This is a genomic window from Sporomusa sp. KB1 (genome assembly GCF_007830295.1).
Taxonomy (GTDB): domain Bacteria; phylum Bacillota; class Negativicutes; order Sporomusales; family Sporomusaceae; genus Sporomusa.
In genome coordinates, this window is sequence record NZ_VLKC01000002.1 from 1,800,912 (window position 1) to 1,825,795 (window position 24,884).

Annotated in this window: 22 protein-coding genes and 1 riboswitch; of the genes, 10 read left to right on the plus strand and 12 right to left on the minus strand. The window is 43.3% G+C overall.

The features are described 5' to 3' along the window. Positions 1–14: 14 nt before the first annotated feature. The 3 genes from SALPA_RS12050 to SALPA_RS12060 form a co-directional block, all read right to left on the minus strand. Positions 15–1,343, minus strand: coding sequence for an aminotransferase class III-fold pyridoxal phosphate-dependent enzyme (locus SALPA_RS12050; RefSeq protein WP_222427974.1), 1,329 nt, complete (start codon positions 1,341–1,343; stop codon positions 15–17). 48 nt (positions 1,344–1,391) lie between these two features. After that, positions 1,392–2,531 (minus strand): iron-containing alcohol dehydrogenase family protein, encoded by a 1,140-nt coding sequence (locus SALPA_RS12055; RefSeq protein ID WP_186451050.1) that lies wholly within the window; start codon positions 2,529–2,531, stop codon positions 1,392–1,394. A 182-nt stretch (positions 2,532–2,713) separates the two neighbouring features. Next, complete coding sequence (locus SALPA_RS12060) at positions 2,714–3,874, minus strand: PucR family transcriptional regulator (protein WP_145094123.1); 1,161 nt, start codon at positions 3,872–3,874, stop codon at positions 2,714–2,716. A gap of 452 nt (positions 3,875–4,326) precedes the next feature. Between SALPA_RS12060 and SALPA_RS12065 the strand changes: the two genes are divergently transcribed. Genes SALPA_RS12065 through SALPA_RS12095 form a run of 7 tightly spaced genes read left to right on the plus strand, consistent with a single transcriptional unit; the run spans position 4,327 to position 10,887 of the window. Next, positions 4,327–5,292, plus strand: coding sequence for a Gfo/Idh/MocA family protein (locus SALPA_RS12065; RefSeq protein WP_222427975.1), 966 nt, complete (start codon positions 4,327–4,329; stop codon positions 5,290–5,292). Beyond that, positions 5,279–6,250, plus strand: a complete 972-nt coding sequence (locus tag SALPA_RS12070; protein WP_145094129.1) for a GNAT family N-acetyltransferase — start codon at positions 5,279–5,281, stop codon at positions 6,248–6,250. Before SALPA_RS12065 ends, SALPA_RS12070 begins: the two co-directional genes overlap by 14 nt. A 14-nt stretch (positions 6,251–6,264) precedes the next feature. Further along, positions 6,265–7,236 carry a glycosyltransferase gene (locus SALPA_RS12075; protein WP_145094132.1) on the plus strand — a complete coding sequence of 324 codons (972 nt, stop codon included), beginning with the start codon at positions 6,265–6,267 and terminating at the stop codon, positions 7,234–7,236. Continuing rightward, on the plus strand, positions 7,233–8,087 hold the full coding sequence (locus SALPA_RS12080) for a UDP-3-O-acyl-N-acetylglucosamine deacetylase (protein WP_145094135.1): 855 nt from the start codon (positions 7,233–7,235) through the stop codon (positions 8,085–8,087). Before SALPA_RS12075 ends, SALPA_RS12080 begins: the two co-directional genes overlap by 4 nt. Beyond that, complete coding sequence (locus SALPA_RS12085) at positions 8,084–9,166, plus strand: DegT/DnrJ/EryC1/StrS aminotransferase family protein (protein ID WP_145094137.1); 1,083 nt, start codon at positions 8,084–8,086, stop codon at positions 9,164–9,166. Before SALPA_RS12080 ends, SALPA_RS12085 begins: the two co-directional genes overlap by 4 nt. A gap of 12 nt (positions 9,167–9,178) precedes the next feature. After that, positions 9,179–9,865 (plus strand): WbqC family protein, encoded by a 687-nt coding sequence (locus SALPA_RS12090; RefSeq protein ID WP_145094140.1) that lies wholly within the window; start codon positions 9,179–9,181, stop codon positions 9,863–9,865. Beyond that, positions 9,862–10,887 carry an ATP-grasp domain-containing protein gene (locus SALPA_RS12095; protein ID WP_145094143.1) on the plus strand — a complete coding sequence of 342 codons (1,026 nt, stop codon included), beginning with the start codon at positions 9,862–9,864 and terminating at the stop codon, positions 10,885–10,887. Before SALPA_RS12090 ends, SALPA_RS12095 begins: the two co-directional genes overlap by 4 nt. 425 nt (positions 10,888–11,312) lie before the next feature. Here the strand turns inward: SALPA_RS12095 and SALPA_RS12100 are convergent, their stop codons facing one another. Continuing rightward, positions 11,313–11,492 (minus strand): hypothetical protein, encoded by a 180-nt coding sequence (locus SALPA_RS12100; RefSeq protein WP_145094146.1) that lies wholly within the window; start codon positions 11,490–11,492, stop codon positions 11,313–11,315. A gap of 181 nt (positions 11,493–11,673) precedes the next feature. Then, positions 11,674–11,760, minus strand: a riboswitch (cyclic di-GMP riboswitch). Positions 11,761–11,962: 202 nt separating this feature from the next. On the opposite strand from SALPA_RS12100, the gene SALPA_RS29030 reads away from it, so the two are divergent. Next, on the plus strand, positions 11,963–12,121 hold the full coding sequence (locus SALPA_RS29030; RefSeq protein WP_186451051.1) for a hypothetical protein: 159 nt from the start codon (positions 11,963–11,965) through the stop codon (positions 12,119–12,121). Positions 12,122–12,197: 76 nt separating this feature from the next. On the opposite strand, the gene SALPA_RS12105 is transcribed toward SALPA_RS29030, so the two are convergent. Next, a complete protein-coding gene (locus tag SALPA_RS12105) occupies positions 12,198–15,143 on the minus strand; it encodes a PEP/pyruvate-binding domain-containing protein (protein WP_145094149.1) in 2,946 nt (981 codons plus the stop codon). Positions 15,144–15,799: 656 nt separating this feature from the next. Here SALPA_RS12105 and gdhA point away from each other — a divergent pair. Together gdhA and SALPA_RS12115 are read left to right on the plus strand one after the other, a co-directional pair. Next, positions 15,800–17,155, plus strand: coding sequence for an NADP-specific glutamate dehydrogenase (gene gdhA, locus SALPA_RS12110; protein ID WP_145094152.1), 1,356 nt, complete (start codon positions 15,800–15,802; stop codon positions 17,153–17,155). A gap of 122 nt (positions 17,156–17,277) precedes the next feature. Beyond that, entirely contained in the window at positions 17,278–19,254 is a 1,977-nt protein-coding gene (locus SALPA_RS12115; protein ID WP_145094155.1) for a methyl-accepting chemotaxis protein, read from the plus strand. A 130-nt stretch (positions 19,255–19,384) separates the two neighbouring features. On the opposite strand, the gene SALPA_RS12120 is transcribed toward SALPA_RS12115, so the two are convergent. From SALPA_RS12120 to SALPA_RS12150, 7 genes are all read right to left on the minus strand, one after another. Then, entirely contained in the window at positions 19,385–19,753 is a 369-nt protein-coding gene (locus tag SALPA_RS12120; protein WP_145094158.1) for a biotin/lipoyl-containing protein, read from the minus strand. A gap of 19 nt (positions 19,754–19,772) precedes the next feature. Further along, entirely contained in the window at positions 19,773–19,979 is a 207-nt protein-coding gene (locus SALPA_RS12125) for a hypothetical protein (protein ID WP_145094161.1), read from the minus strand. A gap of 28 nt (positions 19,980–20,007) precedes the next feature. Further along, complete coding sequence (locus tag SALPA_RS12130) at positions 20,008–21,537, minus strand: acyl-CoA carboxylase subunit beta (protein WP_145094164.1); 1,530 nt, start codon at positions 21,535–21,537, stop codon at positions 20,008–20,010. A gap of 60 nt (positions 21,538–21,597) precedes the next feature. Next, positions 21,598–22,005 carry a methylmalonyl-CoA epimerase gene (gene mce / locus SALPA_RS12135; protein WP_145094167.1) on the minus strand — a complete coding sequence of 136 codons (408 nt, stop codon included), beginning with the start codon at positions 22,003–22,005 and terminating at the stop codon, positions 21,598–21,600. 23 nt (positions 22,006–22,028) lie between these two features. Next, positions 22,029–22,967, minus strand: coding sequence for a methylmalonyl Co-A mutase-associated GTPase MeaB (gene meaB, locus SALPA_RS12140; RefSeq protein ID WP_145094170.1), 939 nt, complete (start codon positions 22,965–22,967; stop codon positions 22,029–22,031). Between the two features lie 37 nt (positions 22,968–23,004). Further along, the gene (locus tag SALPA_RS12145) at positions 23,005–23,406 is read right to left on the minus strand and encodes a cobalamin B12-binding domain-containing protein (protein ID WP_222428170.1); all 402 of its coding nucleotides are present in this window, start codon (positions 23,404–23,406) and stop codon (positions 23,005–23,007) included. A 102-nt stretch (positions 23,407–23,508) separates the two neighbouring features. Then, positions 23,509–24,702, minus strand: coding sequence for an NRAMP family divalent metal transporter (locus SALPA_RS12150; RefSeq protein ID WP_145094176.1), 1,194 nt, complete (start codon positions 24,700–24,702; stop codon positions 23,509–23,511). Positions 24,703–24,884: the final 182 nt, after the last annotated feature.

Here is a 24,884-nt window from a genome sequence, read left to right on the forward strand (position 1 = left end):
CACATCATCTCCGACTAGATAAATTCGCGATCCACAACAGCCAGTACTTCATCCATAATGGCCATGGCTTCCACCATTTGCTCTGCGGTAATAATTAATGGCGGTGCAACAAGAATCATATTTTCATGCGAATAAGTGATAAAGCCTTTTTGTACCAGCATCTTAATAATGCGGCCCATAATACCCTCCGGATCGGTTCCATATTGCACCAGTGGCTCTCTGGTCTCTTTGTCCTTAACTAACTCAATTGCCGAGAATAAACCGATATATCTTACATCGCCGACACAGGCATGTTTGGCTTTAAGCTCATCAAGTATATCGCCTAAAAGCTTGCCGGTTTTTTGAACATTCCCCAGAATGTCAGCCTCCTGATAATAGTTCAAAGCTGCCACACCGGCGGCACAGGCCAAGGGATGACCACTGTAGGTAAGTCCGCAAAGCAGGGTATTATCATTGAAGTAAGCAGCAATTTCCTTGCTGACCGCAACCCCGCCTAGCGGTACATAACCGCAAGTAATACCTTTTGCAAAGGACACAATATCAGGCTGTACATTCCAGTGTTCAAAGGCAAACATTTTACCAGTGCGGCCAAAACCGGCCATTACTTCATCACAAATCATCATAATGCCATAATCATCGCAAATTTTGCGGACTCCCTGGAGATAGCCGTCTGGCGGAATAATAACCCCATTAGAGCCGGTAACCGTCTCAAGTACAATCGCTGCAACATTGTTGGAACCTTCATAAATAATTTGTTCACGCAGTTTAGCCACATAGTAGGCTGCCGCTTTTTCCGGGCTCTCAAATTGAATCGGCTCCCGGTACATATAGGGATCAAAGAATTTTACAAAGCCGGGAATACCCGGTTCCAACGGATATCGTCTTGGTTCGCCGGTAAGGTTTCCAGCACCAAAAGTGGAACCATGATAGCTGCGGTAGCGGCTGAATACCTTGTTGCGTCCGGTGAACATTCTGGCCATTTTTATGGCGTTCTCATTCGCATCGGCTCCGCCGTTAGTAAAAAACACTTTGCCTATATTATCAGGCAGTACCGCGATCAGTTTTTCGGCCAAGATGGAACGCGACTCCACAGCATAGCTTGGTGCTATGAAACAAAGTTTTTCTGCCTGCTCTTTGATCGCTGCTATAATCGCCGGATTGCCGTGTCCTAAATTCATGTTTACTAATTGGGAAGACATATCTGTATAGCGCTTGCCATCATAGTCCCAAAAATAAATTCCCTCGCTTTTGGCTACTGGTATTGGGTTGAGGTTACCCTGCTTTGACCACGAATGTAAATTGTACTGCAAATCTTTTTCTTTAACTTCCTGTCCTGTCAGCATTTCAATCACTCCAATTTATTTTTACGAAATCGTCTGATGACATCCGGCTTAATATATACTTTTGTAAATAGAAATCACTTCAGATTCTAAGGCTTTGCGGGGGTTGACCCTGGCACTGGCATTAACATAAGCGTCTTTCGCCATTTTGGGAATATCGTCAACAGATACCTCAAACTGCCTGAGTTTATTTTTCAAGGGCAATGCGCTAAATAGTTCGGCAACGTAAGAAACAAGGCTTTTGGCAATATAATCCCGATCCTTGTTTTCAGTCCTAATACCTACTGCTTCGGCAATCGGTTTATATCGATCAGTGCAAGCCAGTCGGTTAAATTCAAGCACTGTCGCCAACAGCATGGCATTAGCTTCCCCATGCGGAATACCGTAGTAAGCACCAAGGGGTCTAGACATCGCGTGTACCAAAGCGACCGAAGAGTTATTAAAAGCAACGCCGGCGTACATCTGCCCAAGCAGCATTTCTGTCCGGGCATGTATATCGGTAGGATTATAGGTTGCGGTAAGGATATTCTTGGTCAGCATGCTTATGGCTTTTAAACTCCATAGTTCGGAGAGCGGCGTCGCCTTATCCGATATAAAGGCTTCGATAGCATGTGTCAACGCATCCATCCCCGTCGCTGCTGTTACTTCTCTTGGCATGGAAATTGTCAATATCGGATCAAGCACTACCATTGCCGGCATCAGATATTCGTGGCCGATAGCCATTTTCTTTTTCAGCACCGGATCGGTAATAATACTCCACTTTGTAACCTCGCTGCCCGTACCGGCCGTTGTTGGTATCGCCACAATTGGCGGGCATTTGTATTTGGGCGGTGTAAATTCATAATCTGTGATCTTGCCGGCATTCGCCGCCAGTAGCCCAATGGCCTTAGCAGCATCAAGAACACTGCCGCCTCCCGCGGCCACTATGCAGTCGCAGTCGCTCGTCCTGTACACAGTAAGACCGGCGTTAACTGTTTCAATGTCTGGATCTGACGGCACGTTCTCAAATAAAGCATAGTTTTCACCCAAACCAGCTGTCAGTCGATCAAGCGTTCCATTTTGTTTAATTGAACCGGAACCAATTATAAGGAGCGGCTTGCGGCCAATCCCCACAATTTCTTTACCCAATGTTTCGATTGCATTGCTGCCGGCAATAATCTTGGGTACACTCAGTAAAGCAGCATTTTGCACAATAAAACCTCCTAGAATAACACAAAGGGGCTTTGTTCTCATTGAACAAAGCCCCTTTGCTTTTATCCTTATTTCGTAAGCATTATCTTGTTTTCTTGTACCAAGTATAGCATTGCAAAAGCATGCAGCACAATAGTTCAAAACACAAAGTAATTTGTGCTACAGCACAAGCGGCGATTCCTCTACAAAATATCTTTAATCATAAAGGCCAGCATGATCTTTAGCCGGTCCTCCTCACGAGCAATATCATAGCCCGTAATTTCTTTGATTTTGTTCAGTTTATAGTTAATCGTATTGCGATGCACAAAAGAGAGTTTGGCCACAGCCTGTACACTGGCATCGTTTTCAAGATATACCTTAAGTGTACTCATATAATCTGTATTTTTAGCAACATCATAGTCAGCCAGCTTCCCCAGCACATCATTGTAAACCTCGCTCAATACGGTACTATCTTCTGTCGAAAGCAGAATTTTATATATTCCTAATTGTTGATAGTAGACCCTGGCCTGATCACTTTTTACTGCCATATGCAGCGCAGAGGAAGCCTGTTTATAGCTTCTGGCCAAGTTTGGCAATCCTTCTGCATTCTGCCCTATACCGATATGCAGTTTATAGCCTTGCCTGCCTGATTGGTAGTACTCAATCAGGCTGTTCATACAGGCAGCTATATCTTTATCGGAGTACTTAGCCAATACGAGATTTAGCCGATTATCCTGCGAAAAGATATTATACTTATCACCAAACCGGTTGACAATATTTTCAATACGAAAACGGACAGCAGCTATATCTTCCTTGCTTTTGGACTCGTCATATGAATTTATCGATAGCACAACTGCGCAAAAATAGGAGGACGCATTAAACCCGTGCCGTTCCAACTGCGCCTGATATTGTGAGACATCTTCCGGGAAAAAAATAGCATTTTTAAAAGCACTGGATAGCCCGATTTCTGTTTGCTCGCTTTTAATAATACGGCGGCAAAAATCGCGCGTTACATCTACCAAACGGATGTGCCACGGTATGGTGAATAGCGGAAAATTACTATGGTTACAAAAATCAATAACATCTTGCGGAACAGTGTTGATATACGGCCCTACATTGAGGATAAGTCCACTTGTCTGATTATGAAAAAGCCGGTGTGCAAAACCATTGAGCCAAGCCTCTGTATTATGAGCAATGCCGGTGGTAATTATCAGTTCATTGCCGCGTAAAAACTCCGCAACCTGATCATCCTCAATCATGTGAACCCAATTGATGATATTCCCTATTCCGCCTTTACCGGCAATAAGCTTCATTTCATAGGAATGCGCCGCCTGTTTAAATAGTTTTTCCAGTCTAATCGCCATACAAAAACCTCCTTAACAAAAAAAGTCTTAGCTTTATTACCAAGACTTAATCGTTAATTTTACCGCTAATAGTATCCAAAATAATCTATTTTTCAATTATATACTTGTATCTTACGCGACTCAAGCCGGAAAATGAGTTGTTGCGAAATTTTCTTGTCTTATTTTTCCTATACCTCTTACCTCGCAGCATGCTGTGGTAAATCTGTGTTTGGCTTTTCATTCGAGTATATCACACTGTTGCCCCTATGCAGAATTTACCGTTTACTCATCCGCGTGTCAACAGACCTGTCCTGTGGCACCCCTGTCTAATCCAGGGGAACTTTTTTGTAGGAGGAAATGATTTACAATCCTTAAGTTATCACCTTTCCAGTATTTGCAGAATACCCTACTAGTAAATAGTAACTTTTTATTTAAACTTAAAGCGTGGTGGGTGAAATATGATTAGAACTGGATTGGTAGGCTGTGGCGCTTGGGGGTTTAATTACATCAACACTTTATGCTCTATACCAGAAGTAAAACTTCAATGTATATGTGATATAAAAGAAGAATCGCTGCAAAAGGTCAGAAAAACTTATCCCAATATAAGAACAACTACCGACTACCGTGAACTTTTAAATGATGACCATTTGGATGGTGTTATCATTGCAACACCACCTCATAGCCACTTTTCCATCGCAACAGAATTTTTATCGCAAAACAAGGCGGTGTTGGTGGAAAAGCCGTGCACTGTTTCCTATCATGAAGCAGATACCTTAATTAAGCTGGCTGAAAAGAATAATAGCATTTTAATGGCAGGGCATTTAATGGAATATCACCCCGCAGTATTAAAAATGCAAGAGTATATTAGTCAGGGCTTGCCAGGACGGTTGCGTTATATTTTACTGGAGCGTACCAGCCTTGGAAAAAACCATAATGATGTGGGTGTGCACTGGGATCTCACTGTGCATGATCTTTCAATGGTCAGATGCCTGGTTAACAGCAATCCGAAATGGGTGTCTGCACATGGAGTAAGTTATCGGCAACAAAATATTTATGACCTAGTTATCATTACTATGGAATTTCCTGATAACCTACTTGTACAATTTCATGCAAACTGGATCAGCCCAATTAAAAAACGACAGGTGGTAATTTCCGGAGAACAAATGACAATGGTCTTTGACGATGTCAAAGACACCGATAAGTTACAGCTACTATCTAATAGCGGCGAAATTACTATGCCCGGGTTCGAAAAAAATTTACCCTTAACTAACCAGTGTATGCATTTTGTTGACTGTATAAAGACCAAGTCACCGCCCAAAACCGGATCAGCAGATATTATCTGGGTAATAAAGGCGATGGATCTGGCGGAACAATCACTCTTACACAACGGAGCAAAACTCTCTTGGGATGGGAATGGTGGTTTAGATGGTAAAGCTTGAGATATATAACCAATCGCATCAAAAAGACTGGGATAATTTCATCGGCACCTCACGGAACGGTACATTTATGCAGCAGCGAACTTTTCTAAACTATCACCCTCCGGGCCGGTTTGTTGATTGTTCCTTGATGGTTTATAATTCCCACGGTAATTTAATTGCTGTAATACCGGCGGCTCAAAAAATGGAAGGTCAAAAAAAAGTTTTCTCTTCTTATCCTGGTGCTTCACACGGCGGAATCATCGTTGACCAAAAGTTTGGCACCTACGAAGCAATGGCCTTGGTACCCTTATTAACTGAATACTGTAAGTCTGATAACTTTAACGCTATCCAAATAAAAATGGTCCCTCGAATTTATCATTTTTGGCCCAGTGACGAAATAGAATTTGCCTTACGGTATTACGGTTTTTCCATAAACACTACCGAGTTAGCCACGGCATTGCCGATAAAAGCGCTTGCCAATGCTTCAGATCACCTGATCGAGAGTACACAAAGGAATATTCGAAAAGCGCAAAAGCTCGGGGTTACTATCGAAGAAAGCAATGATTTAACAGCCTATTGGAGTATTCTTACAGATAACCTTAAACAAAAGCATCATGCAGAGCCCACCCATACGTTAGCGGAAATCACTGATTTAACCAATAGGTACCCACAGTCAATAAAGTTATTTGCCGCTTTTCTGCAAGAAGAAATGGTTAGCGGAGTAGTCGTCTTTCTACTCAACAGCCGTGTTATTAACTGTTTCTACATTGCCAGTAACAATAAATACCAGAACCTACGCTCACTTGAACTACTGTTTTACAAATTGATTAGCTGGGGTATGGAAAAGGGTTATGATTATTTGGATTGGGGTATTTCCACCGAGAACAAGGGGCTAGTGATAAATCAAGGTCTCTTCGAATTTAAAGAAAAATTTGGCGGGCGGGGCATATTACGGGAATCGTATTATCTTGATTTATAAATGGAGATGATTTTGTGAAAATACTTTTTATTGACGTGGATCCCCAGTATTTACTGGGCTTACCTCCCGGGTTTGAAAAAAACGGGTGTGAAGTAAAGATATTAACCGACATCGTAGAAGAAGAACTGGAACAATTGTTGACAGAATATCATCCAGACCTTGTGGTAACTACTGGGTGGACTAAAATACACACTGATTCAAGACTTAAAATACTAGGGGATATGGTGGAGAAATACCAATTAACGCATGCCTACTGGGCGACAGAGGATCCCCGCTGGACGGATGATTGGTCATTACCCTATATTAAAGCAACAAAGCCGGAATATATTTTTACAATAGACCGGGAATCAGTAGCTTTTTACCAACAGCTTGGTTTTAAAGCTTACTATTTGCCCTGGGCCTGCAATCCGGAGTTTCACCGGCCTGCTGAACCGATGGAAAAATACAAATGCGATATCGCGCTTGTAGCCACCGCCGGGATAACCTGGAGTTCCTATCGCCGTGACAGCGCCCGGATATTATTAAAACCATTGGTAGAAAGAGGCTATGATGTATCCATTTGGGGCAAACGCTGGGAGAATCTAGACCCGGATATTGTTGGATTTAACGTAGATGCCCGGCACCTGCGGGGTAAATTATCATATCAGGAAACAAACCATGTTTACAGTTCGGCTAAAATAATTCTCGGGTTTCAAAACGTGACCACAGAGCTAACCTCACGAACCTACGAGGTTATGGGTGCCCGGGGATTTCTTCTGGCCCCGGCTACTCCCGCCGTTTTAGAGAAGTTTAACCCGGGAAAACATTTAGCCGTTACCCAGTCGGAAGAGGAAACCCTGCGCCTGGTGGATTATTACTTGAACCAGGAAGAAAAGAGGAAGGAAATTGCTTTAAACGGTCAGCGGGAAGTATATTTTTACCATAATACGTACAGTGACAGAGCTGCGCAAATCCTTACGCTTACTAGTTTAAGCCGGGGAAAATGATGCAGAAAACAATAAAACAAACAGCTTGCTGCACCGGCGTTAGTATTACCGGTCAAACCTATACCACAGTAACGTTTCAGCCGGCCCCACCTGATACCGGGATCATTTTTATCAGAGAAGATTTACCGGGAAAGCCGGAAGTTCCATGCCGGCCGGAATATGCACGGGTAGACGCCCGCTGGACTTCACTTGTTAACAACGATATACGCATTGAGCACACTGAACACCTGCTGGCTGCCATTGCAGGACTGGGCCTGGATAATGTAAAGGTTAGCTTAAGCAGTCCGTTTATTCCGGTGGTAAGCAGCTTCAGCAGCAGGGATTTTGTGCAAACTTTTTTAAAGGCAGAACCTGTTTTACAGGATGTGCCCAAAAGATGCTTTAGCGTACAAGAACCGGTTTGTATCGCAAACCCATTTTTTCATCAAGAAAAGCGTTATGACCGGTTCCTGCTGGCATTACCTGCACCTGAGCTTACTCTCACATACTTGCTTGACTACCCGGATAAAGAAATTCCCACTCAGTTGGCTCATTTTACCTTCGACAATTCTTTCGATTTTGCTTCCGAACTGGCAACAGCACGGTCATACATTCTGGAAAATGAATATGAAACAGTTGTCAAATTGATTGGAAAAAGTATTGAGGACTGCCTCGTCATATCAAAGGATCCCATAAATTTGCAATGGGCTAACGAGCCGGCAAGACATAAGGTGCTAGACCTGCTGGGTGACCTTTATACGCTGGGCCGCCCCATAAACGGTCACTTTATTGGCATCAGAACAGGACACAAAGACAACAATCAACTGTGTCATCAATTAAAGCTGCACATTAAGGAGGAGTTGTTTACATGATTCCCCATGCCAAACCCCTGTTAGGTAAAGAAGAGGAAGATCGGGTGATAGATGTTTTGCGCAGCGGCATGCTGGCAGCAGGCAGCTATGTTCAGGAGTTTGAAGATGAGTTTAAGCGGTATCACGATTCCCAGTATGCTATTGCTACTTCCTCTGGTACGACCGCACTGCACGTAATCCTGCAGGCCATGGGTATCGGTGCCGGAGATAAGGTCATCACTACTCCCTACTCGTTTATAGCTACGGCTAATGCAATTTTATACACCGGGGCTACCCCGATTTTTGCTGATATCGACCCGGTAACGTATAATCTTTCGCCCTCCGCATTAAATACTGCCGTGAAAGACCACCCAGAAGCCAAAGCTGTACTCATAGTTCATCTTTTTGGGTTACCGGCAGATATGGATGCCATTCAAGAAATTGCGAAAAAAAACAAGCTTATCCTCCTGGAAGATTGTGCCCAGGCACACGGAGCTACTTACCAGGATCAAAAGGTCGGTACCTTCGGCACTGCTTCGGCCTTTAGTTTTTACCCCACCAAAAATATAACCGCCGGAGAAGGCGGCATGGTATTAACCGATGACCCAATGATCGCAGAAAAAGTAAAAATACTGGTCAATCAGGGACAACGCCAGCGCTACTACCATGAAATGGTGGGATATAACTACCGAATGACCAACATTCATGCAGCTATCGGGCTTGAGCAACTAAAAAAATTAGAGCTATATAACCAAAAAAGAATAGCCAACGCAAAATTCTACGATGACCACATTGTAAATCCTTGCATCCAAAAACCAGTATCACCACCAGGTAGAAGGCATGTTTACCATCAATATACCTTGAAAATGAAAAATAGAGATGCTTTCACGACTTACCTGGCTGCCAACGGCATCGGCTATGGCATTCACTACCCGTTAATAATACCGGCTCAGCCGGTATACAAAACTATGGCGGCCTGCTCCGGTACGTGGCCGGTGGCAGAAGATCTGGCTGATAACTGTGTTTCAATACCGGTTCACCCGGCTCTTTCCCAGAGTGACTTAACAACCATTGTAGAAGTAATTAATAATTACCGTTGAGGGGGATTGCACGTGATTATTAGCGGCCATCAACCGAATTATCTGCCATGGCTGGGATATTTTCACAAAATGATGTCCTGTGATTTGTTTGTCATTCTGGATGATGTCCTTATCTCTAGAAGGGAAGTTACTAAAAAAAACAAAATCAAAGGCCCGGAGGGAGAACGATTATTAAGCGTACAGATTAGTAGAAAAAAGGGCCTGATTAAAGATACTGTCATTCAAAATGATTTCCCGTGGTATTCAAACCACTGGGGTTCATTAGAAACTTGCTATGCACGTTCGCCCTATTGGCAGAAATACAAAAACTTATTTTCCCCCATTTATAAAAATCCGGGGGAACTGCTGATAGACCTGAACCTGCGGTTGATCCAGGTTATTCGAGAAATTTTAGAAATTAATACGCCAATGATACGCTCTTCCGAAATCCCCGGAATTGAAGGAACCAAAGGGGAACGTATCCTTAGTCTATGTAAGCAATGTAAAGCTGATATCTACCTCTCCGGTAACGGAGCCCGAACCTATAATGACGAGGCGGCATTTGCGAGAAACAACATTCGGCTGGTTTACCAGGAGTTTGAACATCCTGTTTACTCACAGGTGTGGGGAGACTTCATCTCTAATCTGTCGGCAGTGGATTTGATTTTTAATTGTGGCCCCAATAGCAAGGACTATCTTACCAAGCAGGTGATCTTGTGAAAAAAGTAAATGTATTGATATCGGGTTCTGGCTCGCTCTACGGAGTAGCCATCATTCAATCTTTACTGAAATCAAAGCTACCCCTAAAACTGGTGGCCTGTGATGTGAGCGCCCGTACAGTAGGCCTATACCTCGCACACCAGGCCTATATCGTGCCACCCGCCCATCAGGAGGAACTCTATTTAACTAGCTTGTTAACTATTATTGCAAAGGAGAATATACACGCTATTTTTGTTGCTTCCTCCCATGAGCTTGCTTTTTATAGCCATAATAAACTGGATATTGAAAACAAGACCGGTGCTAAAGTGTTTACTAATTTTCCCGAAACACTAAATTTATGTAATGACAAATGGCTTACGGTAAACTTTTTAAAAGAAAATAACTTTTATTTTCCGCTTACCATTCGCTATCCGGAAGATCAGGATCAACTCGAGCAATTTGTTAAAGACGTGCAATTTCCCATCGTAATTAAACCGAGAGAGGGTGCGGGATCACAGGGCTTGTACATTGTTAACCAATATGAAGATCTTCACCCGCTGCTCGAAAACAAAAAAGGCATCATTCTTCAGCAATATTTACCAGATAACTGCGGTGAATTTACGACCGGTATTTGTACCGGAGCCAACGGCAGAATTCTGTCAGGGATAACATTAAAGAGATGCTTGCAAGACGGCATGACTATGTCGGCAGACTCGGGTGATTTCACAGAGATCACCGATTATTGCAAAAAAGTGGCCCAGGTTCTAAAACCTTACGGGCCGAGCAACTTTCAATTGCGCCTCTTGAGCGGTAAGCCTTACATTTTCGAAATAAATCCTCGCTTCAGCAGTTCCACTGGAATGCGCTCTTTACTAGGCGTTAATGAGGCTGAAATTCTAATAAGAGCGGAAATACTGGGCGAAGCAATTAGTCAAAATACAATTTTAAAATGCAGTGTAATCAGACAGTATATCGATTACCTCGTTCCAACCGAGAAAATTGTTATGCTGCAGGAGAAATTTAATATGGAGCACGAAAACTAACCAAGCTGTGGCATCATAGGCTTGGACATGGGCTGTCTAATCCATTCATTCACGGTTATCCTAAAAACGGCCCCTGGCACACGCCAGGGGCTGAACTATGGGTGGGGGTTAATCATTCTTTCCATTCCCAGCGCGAGTGACTAATAGTCAGAAGTACAATCCGAACAGCAAAAGATTCTTAACAAAAGTACAACGATGACTAATATAAGCCAAGTCCAATCACGCTCCGGAGTGAGAGAATCACAACCACAACTAGAGAACATGGATATAATACCTCCCACGAAAGAAATAACCTATCCATGTACTTTATGATAGGCAGTGAAAAACTGTCACTAATAAAATTATCCGCATGCCAATAGGCTCGTGTCGTTATGACACTTATTTTATTAGGCAAATATGAAGTTTGTTTGAACAGAAATAATTCGTCACGATTCGGTGCTCAAAATATGAATAGCCTTTGCTAACTTTGTTTCTAGATTTTTTAGGCGTTCTGCTGTAGGAATTTCACCTTTTTGACGGTAAGTAATTTCGGTTGCTTGAATTATAATCCGTAATTGTTCCAATTCTGTACGTTTTTCCTCGACTGCTTTAAACACTTGAAGCATAAATATTCCTCCATATCTGCGGACTGATCCTCCGTGTTACCGAAACAGTACTATAAATTCGCAGCTGTATGCTGCTGTCAGTGTGGCTTTCCATGGTAGTTAATCAGACAATACTCATTTTGAGAAAATAAATGGCACCAATCTATAATGGATTGATGCCAACAAGTACAATTCTTTACGAATCGGCAACTTGCCAGTCATAGACCAATCTGTCCTTAGGCCCATAGCTTTGCGTCCTCAGCTTGCAATAAGTTTGCCTATTAACTTTGCATTATCATGTAATACAGGAATTTTAGTTATAATCTTATAGTAAGACAAACTAATAGTCAATACAAAAATCAGGACTAAAACCTCTCTTTAGGCTGCTATTGTCTCCAGGACAGGATGAAATAAGCACCACAAGTATCCAGTAATTAATTACCAGTTATCTTGTTTCTTCCTGTGGGCAACCTATTGCTGGAGGTGATTCTATGAGAAACGAAAACCGTCGCGAAAATAACGAACAGTGCCGTAATGAGAGGAACCCAATGGACCTTGAGTTCGCCCGTGAGTTATCAGACGTAGAAGAACGCCGCAATAAAAACAAAGCGGTGGTGGCTACGGCTATAAACGGTAAAGTTCTTAAATAGATCAATCTCCATGGACGGCTTTTTATAGCCGTCTTTTTATATTTTCTATCCCATGATGTTACTATGAAAAGCTTGTTTATTTGTAGATAATCCCCTTAAAGCTCCTACCATCAATTTTAACCTGGAAGGCCTCCTGCCGTCTAACCAGCTTGACATGTTTTGTGTGCTGCAGAACCGGTTGTTTGAGCAGCCACTCCCAATCAAGCATCCCCTCAGCTTCATTATCATATTGAATATGGAAGTATCCCATATGGGTAGCCGTCAAATTATGAAAGAAATGACTGCCAAGCGAAGGTTCGGGACGGAGGTCTTTAAGATCGACTTCCACAATAATCAGCGCCTGCGACATTTGCTCCCATGCCAGAGGAATTCCCAGCCATCGATCCGATGTTCCCAGCCGCCCAAAGCCAACGAGAATGCACCGGCGCCCTTCCTTGAACAGTCTCTGGTTTAGCTCACTGATCTCACTGGCAATTTGCACACTTTCCTGCAAAGTAAAGGTCTCAGGGTCTACAAAAATGATATCGTAGATATTTTGATAGATTCCGTTGCCAATGGTGCGTTTACTGCAGCACCAGGAATCTATCGACTCGTCCATATTGATCTGAAATGCTTCTCTGCCGACCACCATCGGCCTAATCTGCAAGAAATTAAACTCCTTAGGTTTGCTTGCATCCTTAGGAATATTGACGGCAAATTCGATTTCAACATCTGTGCCAAACGATTGTTTTCCTAGCCGCAGCAAGTCTTTAATAATTTGCGTCAGTGGCAGCCTGTTGTACTTGAGAATGGGCGCAAACGTCACCAGCTTGGGCCCCGTCTGATATACGTTGTCATAAATGCAGTCATTTTCAGCCGAATAGGTGCTGCCAGTATACTCCAGTGACTGATCTTTATGTGCCTGAGAAACCGTCAGCTTCTTGTAAATATAGTTTTCGTCGGCATGCAACGTGATATCGGCAGATTCTTTGATATTTATAGCATAGAACGCATTTTGCGATTGTTTTAAATACTCCTTGGGACCAGAAACGAGAGGATTGAGTTTGGGATGAGCCGGGGAGAAACGGTATACCCGCTCACCTTCAACAATGGCTTTTCCTAATCCCAGCGCCAGACTTACTGTCCCTTCTTCCGGCTGTAACGGATAATAAGGATAAAAATTATAGGATTGAGCCACGCCGGAAATGGCTGGGTAATAGAGGTCGCCATAGCGTTCACCAACCAATTCCTGAATCAGAACAGCCATTTTCTCTTCTTCAATCCGAATATCCGCATTCTTGGCATATTGCACAGGAGCCGCATAAAACACCGAAGCATAGACCAGCTTAACCGCATCCGCAAGCTGTTTAAACCGAACTTCACAGTCTGTGTGGCTATTTGGAACTACATATGTATTATAGATACCGGCAAAAGGCAATATTCTCGAATCCTCCAGGATGCTCGATGAGCGAACTGCGAGCGGACATTTTATATGTTGGGTCAAGACACGCAGGTTTTCTTGCATAGCAATTGGTAAAGAGCTTTGGGTAAATTTTTGCGCAATCGCCTCTTCTGTTGGGTTAGTGGCAAGAAAGGAATAAAGTTCGTTCTCTTCAATAAACTTTTCAAAAACATCACTGCCAATAACAAATGAGCGCGGCACCTTGACTTTCATGTCTTCATACTTATCTGTCAGCTGGGCCTTGGCAATCATTACGTTCATATAGGCAACCCCTCTGGCCTTCCCTCCCAAGGAGCCTGTCCCCAGTTTAATGAACGCGTTCTCCATATCCTTTTTGGAAAGACCTTCAAAATCAAGCACCAACCCAGATTGGTATTTTTGAAAATAATCATTTAACACTTTTAGGATATAGGCCCGAATATCAGAAGCACTGCCCACTTGCTCCGTGTCCACAAATCGCAATTTGTCCGCCACTTCAACTTCGACCCGCGCGCGGAACCAACGCGAAAAGTGATTTTTGGTCGCATGATAGTACAGACTCTCATCTGGCAGATCACGGATTATCCTTTCTAAACTTGTGATGTCGTTTGCTTCAGCAATGACTCTTCCATCAGGATACTTAAACACAAAAGAACCGAAACCGTAGTTTTCCAGAATATAGGTACGCAGATTGTGCAGTAGATTGGGGGAGTTTTTGTTCAGAAAATCCAAATGTAATGCAATCGCTCTTTCCGCATTCTCCAATTCCTCTGATTGTAATAAAAACGGTAGGTCGGGGATCATCTCCCGCACTCTTTGGTTCAGTTCAAAACCAGCCAAGGGATTAAGTTTTCCCTCCATAGGAAACCGTACATCTGAAATCACTCCCAATAAATTGTAGCGATACTTGCTAATAATCGCCATTGCTTCTTCATAGGTTTCCGCAAGAAGAATCTTCGGCCTAAGGCGGACTCTAAGCAAACCATGGTTGATGTTCATGGCATGCAGCACCAAGCAGCGAGTTTGTGTCAAAATTTCGGTATAAATAATAGGCAAAATCTGCGAATAATACGCCGGAGAATCATCCACCAAAAGGATGGACTGAACTCCCAACTTGCTATCTGCCTCTAAATTTTGCTGGTCTTCAATATATTTAATGATCGCTAATAAAACCCTATTGTCTCCTGACCAGTGAAACACCCTGTTTATACAAGAAATTTTCCGGATTCGGGCAATCATTTCCGGAGTCAACCGGTCATAAGAAAGCATAACAATCGGAATGTCTGGGTAGGTTCTATGGATTTTGGTTTCAACCTCAAATGAGCTCATATCGCTTATGCGGGACATAGTAATAATCAAATGAATGGTTCCCGTTGCCAGTTCTTCGCAAGCATCTTCCCCGTTGGCTACCCAATGAATCCTGGGTATAAAAGGAATACTTAAATCGTTGAACTGATGGTAAATCTGCTCAGCTAACTGTCCATCTTCTTCAAGGACATATGCGTCGTACTCAGTAGATATCAACAGTATTTCCGTAACCCTGAATTTCATTAGGTCATGAACACCTAAAAAACGGGCCTTCATATCACCGAATTTCTTCATAGCACTTCTCCTATTCCCTGAAATATCTCAGCAAACCTTACTATCAGTATATACTAAATTGGATTTGGAATCGATTCTTCAATGCTATCACTGTCTTCAACAAAATAGAATATACGTATTTATTTTTTCAATTTTACCAACACCTCTATTAATGATATTATAAATATGAAAGATATCTAGAAAGTAATTATCTACTTGACAGGCAAAGTCGATAATTACTCCAAGAACAGAGTCTATATTAAAATATCTAAATATTATTAAAGTTTCTAATAGTGGAATTTATTATTGATAATGAGGGGTAGAGCTTGCCTGTGATGGGTGATTCTATAAGTAGGTTACGTGCTGGTTGCTGGAGAGACACAAAAGGACTACGTTCGGGAATTTATTATCCGAAAATTACAATTATTTAGAACAGTGTAACCAGTATGTTACGGGAGGGTGCTTATTTTTCTTATAAACATAATACAATATATTTATTTGATACTGTATTACGTTTGTAAGAAATACTTAGATTTTTATATCCTGCAGAAGGTGAGGTGTATGTGTTTAAAATTGATCATATCAAGTGTAATGATGGGTAAAGTATGTTGTTCGTGAGGAAGCGTAAGTAACGTTGATTGGATGTATTGATCAAAAAAATTGAGGAGGATTTTAACATGACTACAAACGCTCAAAAGTACTGTGATGAACTCTATCGCCGAGTTGTCGAACGAAACGCAAACGAACCAGAATTCCATCAAACAGTCCAGGAAGTTATGGGTTCTTTGGTGCCTGTTCTTGAGAAAAATCCCGAATATATCGAACTGGGAATTGTTGAGAGGATTGTAGAGCCAGAGCGCCAATTTATTTTTCGTGTACCTTGGATGGATGACACTGGCAGGGTAAGAGTGAACCGCGGCTTTAGGGTTCAGTTCAATAGCGCGATTGGACCTTACAAAGGCGGCTTGCGTTTTCACCCGTCAGTTAACAATGGCATCATCAAGTTCCTCGGTTTTGAACAGATCTTTAAAAATTCACTGACAAGTTTACCAATGGGCGGCGGCAAAGGCGGCTCCGATTTTGATCCGAAAGGCAAATCAGATGCAGAGGTTATGCGATTCTGCCAGAGTTTCATGACAGAGCTATATCGTTATGTCGGTCCTAATACAGATGTGCCGGCCGGTGACCTTGGCGTCGGCGGCCGGGAGATTGGCTACCTTTTCGGACAATATAAGAGACTCCTGGGCAGTTATGAAAATGGTGTTATAACTGGAAAAGGCCTTTCTTTTGGCGGCAGCTTGGCTCGCCCGGAGGCTACGGGCTTCGGAATCGTGTATTTCTGTCAGGAAATGTTGAAAGCTAAAGGAACATCTTTTGAAGGCAAGACTGTCGCAGTATCCGGTTTTGGCAATGTTACCTGGGGTACGGTAAAAAAGGTTACTGAATTGGGCGGCAAGGTTGTTACCCTCTCAGGCCCTGACGGATATATATACGATCCTGACGGTGTTAGTGGCGAAAAAATTGAATACCTGCTCGAAATGAGAGCGTCTTGTCGTGACCAGGTTGAAGATTACGCTGAGAAGTTTGGCGTTACATTCTTTCCGGGTGAAAAGCCTTGGGGTGCTAAAGTTGACGTTATTATCCCCTGTGCTACTCAAAACGAGATCCTTATTGAAGATGCTAAAAAGATTGTCGCGAACGGGGTGAAATTTGTTTGCGAAGGATCAAATATGCCCTGTACTAACGAGGCAATTGAATACTTCCTGGAAAATGGCGTATATCTTGGACCGTCAAAAGCAGCCAATGCCGGCGGCGTGGCTGTTTCCGGTCTTGAAATGTCTCAAAACAGCATGCGGATAGCCTGGTCTTTTGAAGAAGTTGATGTTAAACTCAAAACGATTATGCTTAACATTTATAAAAACTCCAGCAAGGCGGCAGAAGATTATGGCTTTAAGGACAACCTGGTTGTTGGCGCCAACATAGCTGGGTTTATTAAAGTCGCTGAAGCAATGAAAGCGCAAGGTTTAGTATAAAAGAATAAATGTGCAGTTGATTGGAAGCAATGGGGTATTCGAAGCCTAATTCTGGCACGAATATTCCCATTGCTTTTTGAGGTTACTAGTTTCAACATTAATACGAGGAGGATGGAATAAATTTGAAAAGTATTAAAATAAAACTGATGCTTGCTATTGCAATTATGATGATTTTATCATTGACAGTTGTTGCGAGTTTTAGTTATTGGAAATCGAGTGATCTATTAACAAGGCAGACAGAAGATACTCTCAAAATACAGACCGAGGCTATTAGCAAAGAATGCAGTTTATGGTTGTTTGCGCGTCAGAGTGATATGGAAATGCTGGCGAATACTAGTGATTTGATTTCCGGTAAGCCGGAAGCAGTTCTTTCGTATATTATGCAGGAGGATAAACGGCTTATTCTTTATGATGGAATATTTGTTTCTAATATAAATGGAGATGGGTTCTCGTCGAGGGGCTGGAAAGGCTCTATTAAGGAAAGAACATACTTTCAGGACGTCATGAAAACTGGAAAAACTGTTTTTTCGGAGGTACTATTGAATAAGTCTACCGGTAAATTATCAATTATCGTTTCTTCTCCCATAAAAAAGGATGGAAAAGTGGTTGGCCTGGTTGGTGCCAATATTCCATTCAGTGTTATTCAGGAACAAGTCAATGTAACCAAAGTTGGCGAAACTGGCAGTAATTTTATGATTCAAAAAGATGGTTTTATCATTGTCCATCCAAATACGGAATTAGTGATGAAACTCAATCTTCTTGAGGATAAAACAATTTCAGCAGATTTAAGAAGTGCTGCTAAAAAAATGACACAGGGCGAAACCGGAATTGCCAAGTATACCTACAATGGCATTGAACAGATCGCGGCCTATGCACCGGTTCCAGGAACAGACTGGGCGATTGCAGCCAATATTGAAAAAAGTGAAATGACAAGTCGTCTGAATTCTTTAATGATGATGTTTATACTTTTAACTTTGATAAGCCTTCTAATTAGTATCTTTATTACCTACAAAATAACGCTGCGCATGGTAAATCCTATTGATGGTATACGGCAGCTGTCAGAAAAGGTTGCAGACGGCGATTTAAGAATAGGAAAATTAAATATTATTTCACAGGATGAATTGGGGCAGTTAGCTGGAAGCTTTGAAAAGATGACGACAAATATGGTAGCATTGATTCGCAAAATACAAGCTGGTGCTGAACAAGTAGCAGCTTCTTCCGAAGAACTGACGGCCAGCGCCGAACAGTCAGCTCAGGCTGTCAGTCAGGTAGCAGGCGTTATTAGCAATGTAGCAAACGGCGCAGAAGAGCAATTAAGGGCAGTAGACAAAACATCGGCTGTAGTAGTGCATTTGTCAGCCGGTACCCAACAGATAGCGGCCAGTTCCAGTCAGGTAGCCGCGCAATCAGCTCAAGCTGCTGATAAAGCGAATGAAGGTCGTGCGTCAGTAGAGAAAGCTGTTAGTCAGATGCTTCATATCGAGCAGACTATCAATAATTCAGCAGACGTTGTTACTAAGTTAGGCGAAGGCTCGAAAGAAATCGGGCAGATTGTCGATGCGATATCCGGTATTGCCGGACAGACAAACCTACTTGCCCTTAACGCTGCGATAGAGGCCGCCAGAGCAGGAGAACAGGGAAAAGGATTTGCCGTTGTAGCTGAAGAAGTCCGTAAGCTTGCCGAACAGTCGCAAGCTGCAGCCAAGCAAATTGCTGCCCTAATTGGTGATATCAAAAGAGACACAGAAAAGGCCGTTATTGCTATGGACCAAGGTACTCGTGAGGTCAAAGTCGGGACAGAAGTTGTCACTATGGCAGGACACACCTTTAAAGAAATTGCAACATTGGTAACGCAAGTATCGGAACAGGTGAAGTCAATTTCCGCTGCTATTCGGCAGATGGCCAATAGTACTCAACAGATTGTAGCGGCAGTGGAGGAAATCGATGAACACAGCAAAACAGCGGTTGGACAAGCTCAGACTGTGTCCGCGGCTACCGAAGAACAATCGGCCGCCATGGAGGAAATTGCCTCATCCAGCCAGAATCTTGCCAAGCTAGCCCAGGATCTTCAGACCGCTGTCAGCCAGTTTAGAGTGTAGTATTTGTATGTACGGGGCGCGTTCTTCCTCTTAATCAAACACCAAAGAGCTTGCTGACTCCCGTAAGCAGGGATAAGCAAGCTCTTTTCTTTAGGTTACTACTTTCAAAGACTTCATATGGCGGGATTCATTAGCTAATAACGGCCATCACTTCGCCAGGTTTAACACTCTTGCCATTCGCTGCATTCATCATCGTAACACAGCCACTAGCCGGAGAGGTGATTTCATTCTGCATTTTCATGGCTTCAAGAATCATCAGGACATCGCCCTTTTTAACCTTATCACCCTTTTTAATGAGAACTTTAGTAATCTTACCAGGCATCGGTGCCTTAATTGCACTATCGCCTGCAGCGATTTCCACTGGAGCAGCAGCCGGGGACGGGGCATGAGCAGCAGGAACAACAGCTTGACCGCAGGGAACAGCGGTAACAGACTTGATTTCTTCCTCGACCTCGACGTTATAGGAAGTACCATTGACAGTAACCCTAAATTTTCTCATTTCTATCACCCCTACCTTTCTATCTAACCAGACGATTATTCATATTGTTTTGTCGGCCAGCATCTATCCACACTCTATGAGTACGGTTAATCCGTACAGCAAGACTACCCTGCCTGTTTCCAGGCAGCAGCTTCGTCGGCTTTGCACCGTTATCGCCAAGCACAATGCCAATACTGGCACTAATTGCAGCAATTATTTCCGGAGTAATACCTTGTAACTCTTTCACAGGCTTCACTGTCCTCTCTTAACAGCAATTACAGTGGTATATTGCCATGTTTCTTAGCAGGCCGAACTTCGCGTTTGCTTGCCAGCATTGACAGGGCAGTAATAATACGCGGTCTGGTTTCACTAGGCTCAATGACCTGGTCTACAAAGCCCCGTTCAGCAGCTTTATACGGTGTGGCGAATTCCTCAACATACTCAGCGGTTTTGGCTTCAACTTCCGGGTCACCCCGGAAAATGATGTTGGCAGCACCCGCCGGACCCATAACTGCAATTTCAGCCGAAGGCCAGGCTAATACCTGATCAGCGCCCAGATCCTGGGAACACATTGCCAAATAAGAACCACCATAGGCTTTTCGGGTAATCAAGGTTATTTTAGGTACTGTTGCTTCCGAGTACGCATATAGCATTTTGGCCCCATGACGGATAATACCGCCATATTCCTGGTCAGTACCAGGCAGGAAACCAGGCACATCAACAATATTAAGCAACGGAATATTAAATGCATCGCAAAAACGAATAAACCTAGCCGCTTTGTCTGAGGCGTTGATGTCCAGGCAACCAGCCATGACTGCCGGTTGATTGGCGATAATACCTGCCGTCTGCCCATCAAATCGTGCAAAGCAAGTGATTATATTGGCAGCATAATGCGCATGCACTTCGTAAAATTCGCCCTTATCCACAAGCATTTTGATAACTTGTTTCATATCATAGGCCTGATTTGAATTATCGGGAACTATCGTGTTCAATCCAGGCTCAATGCGGTCTGGGTCGTCGCCGGTTGCAACAATAGGCGCTTCTTCCAGGTTGTTGCCGGGCAAAAAGCTCAACAAATAACGAACCTTTTGCATACAATCATCATCGTTCTCCGCCGCAAAATGAGCTACACCGGATGTAGAATTATGGGTCATTGCACCACCTAAATCCTCGGCGGTAACCTCTTCAGCCGTAACCGATTTGATTACCTGCGGACCAGTAATAAACATCTGACTTGTTTTCTTAACCATAAAGATGAAGTCAGTCAGGGCAGGCGAATACACTGCCCCGCCGGCACAAGGCCCCATAATGACTGATATCTGAGGAATTACGCCGGAAGCCAGCGTATTGCGATAAAAGATCTTGCCGTAGCCAGATAGTGCGTCCACAGCCTCTTGTATCCGCGCACCGCCTGAATCATTGAGACCTATTAGTGGCGCTCCCATTTTCAACGCCAAATCTTGCACTTTGACAATTTTAGCGGCATGCATTTCACCAAGTGAGCCACCAATAACGGTGAAGTCTTGCGCAAAAATATAGACCAACCGGCCGTCAACAGTACCATAACCGGTTACTACACCTTCTCCGGGGGCTTCTGTAGCTTCCATCCCAAAATTGGTGCACCGATGCTTGACAAATTGATCCAGTTCGACAAAGGTACCCGGATCTAGTAATTTCTCTATCCGTTCACGGGCGGTCAGCTTGCCTTGGTCATGTTGCTTTTCAATCCGTTTTACTCCGCCGCCGAGTATTACCTTTTGCTGAATCTTTTTCAAATGATTTATTTTTTCCTGAACAGTAGCCATAACACACCTCCAGATGACGATAAGCTTTATCTATGACAGTAAGACGTCTTTAATGCTAACCTATTTACGTTCCGATAGTTCGAGTAAAATGCCACCCGTGGCTTTAGGATGAACAAAGGCAATGCTTGCACCGCCCGCACCATAACGGGGTGATTCATCAATCAGCCGAACACCTTTCGCTTTGAGGTCTTTTAACGCATTTTCGATATTATCAACGCGCAAAGCAATGTGTTGAATACCTTCGCCTTTCTTCTCAATAAACTTTGCAATCGGACCATCAGGTGTAGTTGACTCCAGCAATTCTACTTCGCTGTCGCCACTGGGAATAAAACATACTTTTACCTTTTGCGGCTCAATGACTTCTTCTCCTTGAGCCGCCATACCCAATACATCAGTGTAAAACTTTTTGGCTGCATCCAAGTCTTTCACAGCAATACCAATATGATCTACTCTGAGTACTTTAAACATAGTAAGTCCTCCTCTGAAACTCTTTATCTGAGACACTTCCCTAAAATTATGTTTGCGATGGTATACGGATCTTCTTCACGCCGTTCAATACTGGCTACCAGCGAATCAAATTGTCCTGATTCGTTCATTTTCTTAACTACATAACGCTTGATACCCTCTTCCATCAGTGACAGCAATTCATTTTTTGCCCGCATACTTCGGCGTCGGTGCAGCTCCCCGGATTGATTCAGATAATAGCTATGGCCATCAATAGCTTCTATCAGTTCATCAATGCCGCTGCCGTTACTAGCCACCGTTTTTTTGATGGGCGGTCTCCATTTTATGCCACCTTGGTTGAGAACAAGCATCATTTCCAGTTCACTGTTAAGCCGTTCCGCACCCTCATGGTCGGCTTTGTTAATCACAAAAACATCACCAATCTCCAATATTCCCGCCTTAATAGCCTGTATGTCGTCACCAAGTCCGGGAACCAGCACAACCACCGTAGTATCCGCTGCTTTTACAATATCAACTTCCGACTGCCCTACTCCCACGGTTTCAATAAAAATCACATCTTTACCGAAGGCGTCCAGAATGGCGACGACATCAGCCGTTTTGCATGATAAACCGCCAAGACTGCCTCTCGTTCCCATGCTGCGTATAAATACGCCCTCATCAAGAATCAATTCATTCATGCGGATGCGATCTCCCAGGATAGCTCCGCCCGAAAACGGGCTAGTCGGATCTACAGCGACAATACCGACAGTTTTTCCTTGTTGCCGGTATTTCTTTGCTAGTTTATCAGTAAGCGTACTTTTCCCTGCCCCCGGTGGGCCGGTTATACCAATAACCAGTGCCTTACCTGTTCGCGGGTAAAGCTGCTGCATCATCGCGGCAGCTTCAGAACATTCGTTTTCCACCATGGTAATCGCCCGCGACAGAGCACGCTTTGAACCAGTTAACAATTCGGCAACTACGTCCACTGGAATTACACCACCTCATGAGCAAAAACTACTTCGCTCAGTGTTTTGCTGCAACATTTGCCTTAATATATTCCACAATGCTGGCAGTGGGCGTACCTGGCGTAAAGACTTCCGCGATACCCGCCTTTTGTAAACCAGGAATATCGGTATCCGGGATTACGCCCCCGCCAATAACAAGCACATCATCCATTTTTCTGTCCTTTAGCAGGTTTACTACTTTCGGAAACAGTGTGTTATGGGCACCTGACAGCAAGCTCAATGCTACGACATTAACGTCCTCCTGCAGGGCTGTTTCCGCAATTTGTTCCGGAGTTTGCCGCAGTCCTGTATAGATTACTTCAAAACCGGCATCGCGCAGTGCACGGGCCACAACTTTTGCCCCACGGTCATGGCCGTCAAGTCCGGGCTTAGCTACTAATACTCTAACTCTTTGTTCCATCATTGTCCTCCTACCTCTTCCAGTACGCTCTCAGAAACCCGAAAGCAAGAAACTGTCCGTAAAAAAAGATCCTGTCACCTACAAAAGTAAAACATACTATGGTTACATTAAAAATTGATTAATAAATGTACGTACACTCATATATCCCATGATAGCAACAACAAGAACACCGGTAACGGTCATCCACACAGGATGTTTGTATTCACCGACAATTTTTTTATTATAAGCCCCAACTAATATCGAAGCCAAAGCTAACGGTAATATAAACCCATTAATTGTTCCCACGACCACAAGTACCTTAACCGGCTGACCAACCATAACAAAAACAATTGTCGAAAAAATAATAAACCCAATTATTATTTTGCTATAATATTCATCAACTTTCTTGCTAAAAGACTTTAAAAAGGATACAGACGTGTAAGCACAGCCAATAACCGAAGTAGTACCGGCTGACCATATTACAATACCGAACAGCTTATAACCTATGTTTCCTGCTGCAGCCTGGAAGACGGAAGCAGCCGGATTTGCCGGATCTATAAAATGGCCATGTACGATAACACCAAGAGCACCTAAGAAAAGAACTACACGCATAACACCGGTGATTAAAATACCGCTTATGGCGCTTCGCGTTGCCTGCGGAATAAATTTTATGCCCTTGATGCCAGCGTCCAAAAGCCGGTGCCCACCGGAAAATGTTATATATCCGCCTACACTGCCGCCAATGAGTGTGATCAGCGCTACTACATCAATTTGATCAGGCACAAAAGATTTAACAACCGCTTCGCCTACTGGCGGCATAGCTGCTATGGCAACAAATACAGCCAATAGAATCCTAACAATACCAAAGCTGCTTACAAAGCTGTCCATGATTTTGCCTATCTGCTTAAAACAAAAAATAGATAAGGCAATGATGCCGCTAATGATTGCTCCGGCTTCAATTGGTGTGCCAAACAAAACATTTAGCCCCAGTGACGCTCCGGCGATATTGCCAATGTTGAAACACAAACCGCCCATTACAATTAAAATAGAAATAAAATAACCTAACCCCGGCAGGACTGTATTCCCAATTTCCTGGCCACGCATACCGGAAGCAACGATAATTCTCCAAACATTGATCTGAACCAAAATATCAATTACTAACGACGCCAAGATGACAAAGCCAAAACTGGCTCCCGTTTTTTGAGTGAACACGGTGGTTTGCATCAAAAATCCCGGGCCAATTGCCGTGATAGCCATCAAAAAGATAGCGCCGAGATAGGATCCTTTAAATCTATTCTCTACCTTACTCTCACCCATTGCTGATCACACTCCTCAATTATTTGATATTAAATGGTTGCAGCTTGCTACATTAACTTTCGGCTATAACGTTCCTGTAGGCGATGATTTTTACGTAACGTTATCTCTCTTTTGAGACGTTTAGATTATTACTATACTTTGCTCTCTTCCTGTCATGAAACTTGTGGTTTTCTGTCTGCTTT

Coding starts and splice junctions, on each gene's coding strand:
- SALPA_RS12050 (WP_222427974.1), bottom strand. CDS start 1,343: ATGCTGACAGGACAGGAAGTTAAAGAAAAAGATTTGCAGTACAATTTA.
- SALPA_RS12060 (WP_145094123.1), bottom strand. CDS start 3,874: ATGGCGATTAGACTGGAAAAACTATTTAAACAGGCGGCGCATTCCTAT.
- SALPA_RS12070 (WP_145094129.1), top strand. CDS start 5,279: ATGGTAAAGCTTGAGATATATAACCAATCGCATCAAAAAGACTGGGAT.
- SALPA_RS12080 (WP_145094135.1), top strand. CDS start 7,233: ATGATGCAGAAAACAATAAAACAAACAGCTTGCTGCACCGGCGTTAGT.
- SALPA_RS12085 (WP_145094137.1), top strand. CDS start 8,084: ATGATTCCCCATGCCAAACCCCTGTTAGGTAAAGAAGAGGAAGATCGG.
- SALPA_RS12100 (WP_145094146.1), bottom strand. CDS start 11,492: ATGCTTCAAGTGTTTAAAGCAGTCGAGGAAAAACGTACAGAATTGGAA.
- SALPA_RS29030 (WP_186451051.1), top strand. CDS start 11,963: ATGAGAAACGAAAACCGTCGCGAAAATAACGAACAGTGCCGTAATGAG.
- SALPA_RS12105 (WP_145094149.1), bottom strand. CDS start 15,143: ATGAAGAAATTCGGTGATATGAAGGCCCGTTTTTTAGGTGTTCATGAC.
- gdhA (WP_145094152.1), top strand. CDS start 15,800: ATGACTACAAACGCTCAAAAGTACTGTGATGAACTCTATCGCCGAGTT.
- SALPA_RS12120 (WP_145094158.1), bottom strand. CDS start 19,753: ATGAGAAAATTTAGGGTTACTGTCAATGGTACTTCCTATAACGTCGAG.
- SALPA_RS12130 (WP_145094164.1), bottom strand. CDS start 21,537: ATGGCTACTGTTCAGGAAAAAATAAATCATTTGAAAAAGATTCAGCAA.
- mce (WP_145094167.1), bottom strand. CDS start 22,005: ATGTTTAAAGTACTCAGAGTAGATCATATTGGTATTGCTGTGAAAGAC.
- SALPA_RS12145 (WP_222428170.1), bottom strand. CDS start 23,406: ATGGAACAAAGAGTTAGAGTATTAGTAGCTAAGCCCGGACTTGACGGC.
- SALPA_RS12150 (WP_145094176.1), bottom strand. CDS start 24,702: ATGGGTGAGAGTAAGGTAGAGAATAGATTTAAAGGATCCTATCTCGGC.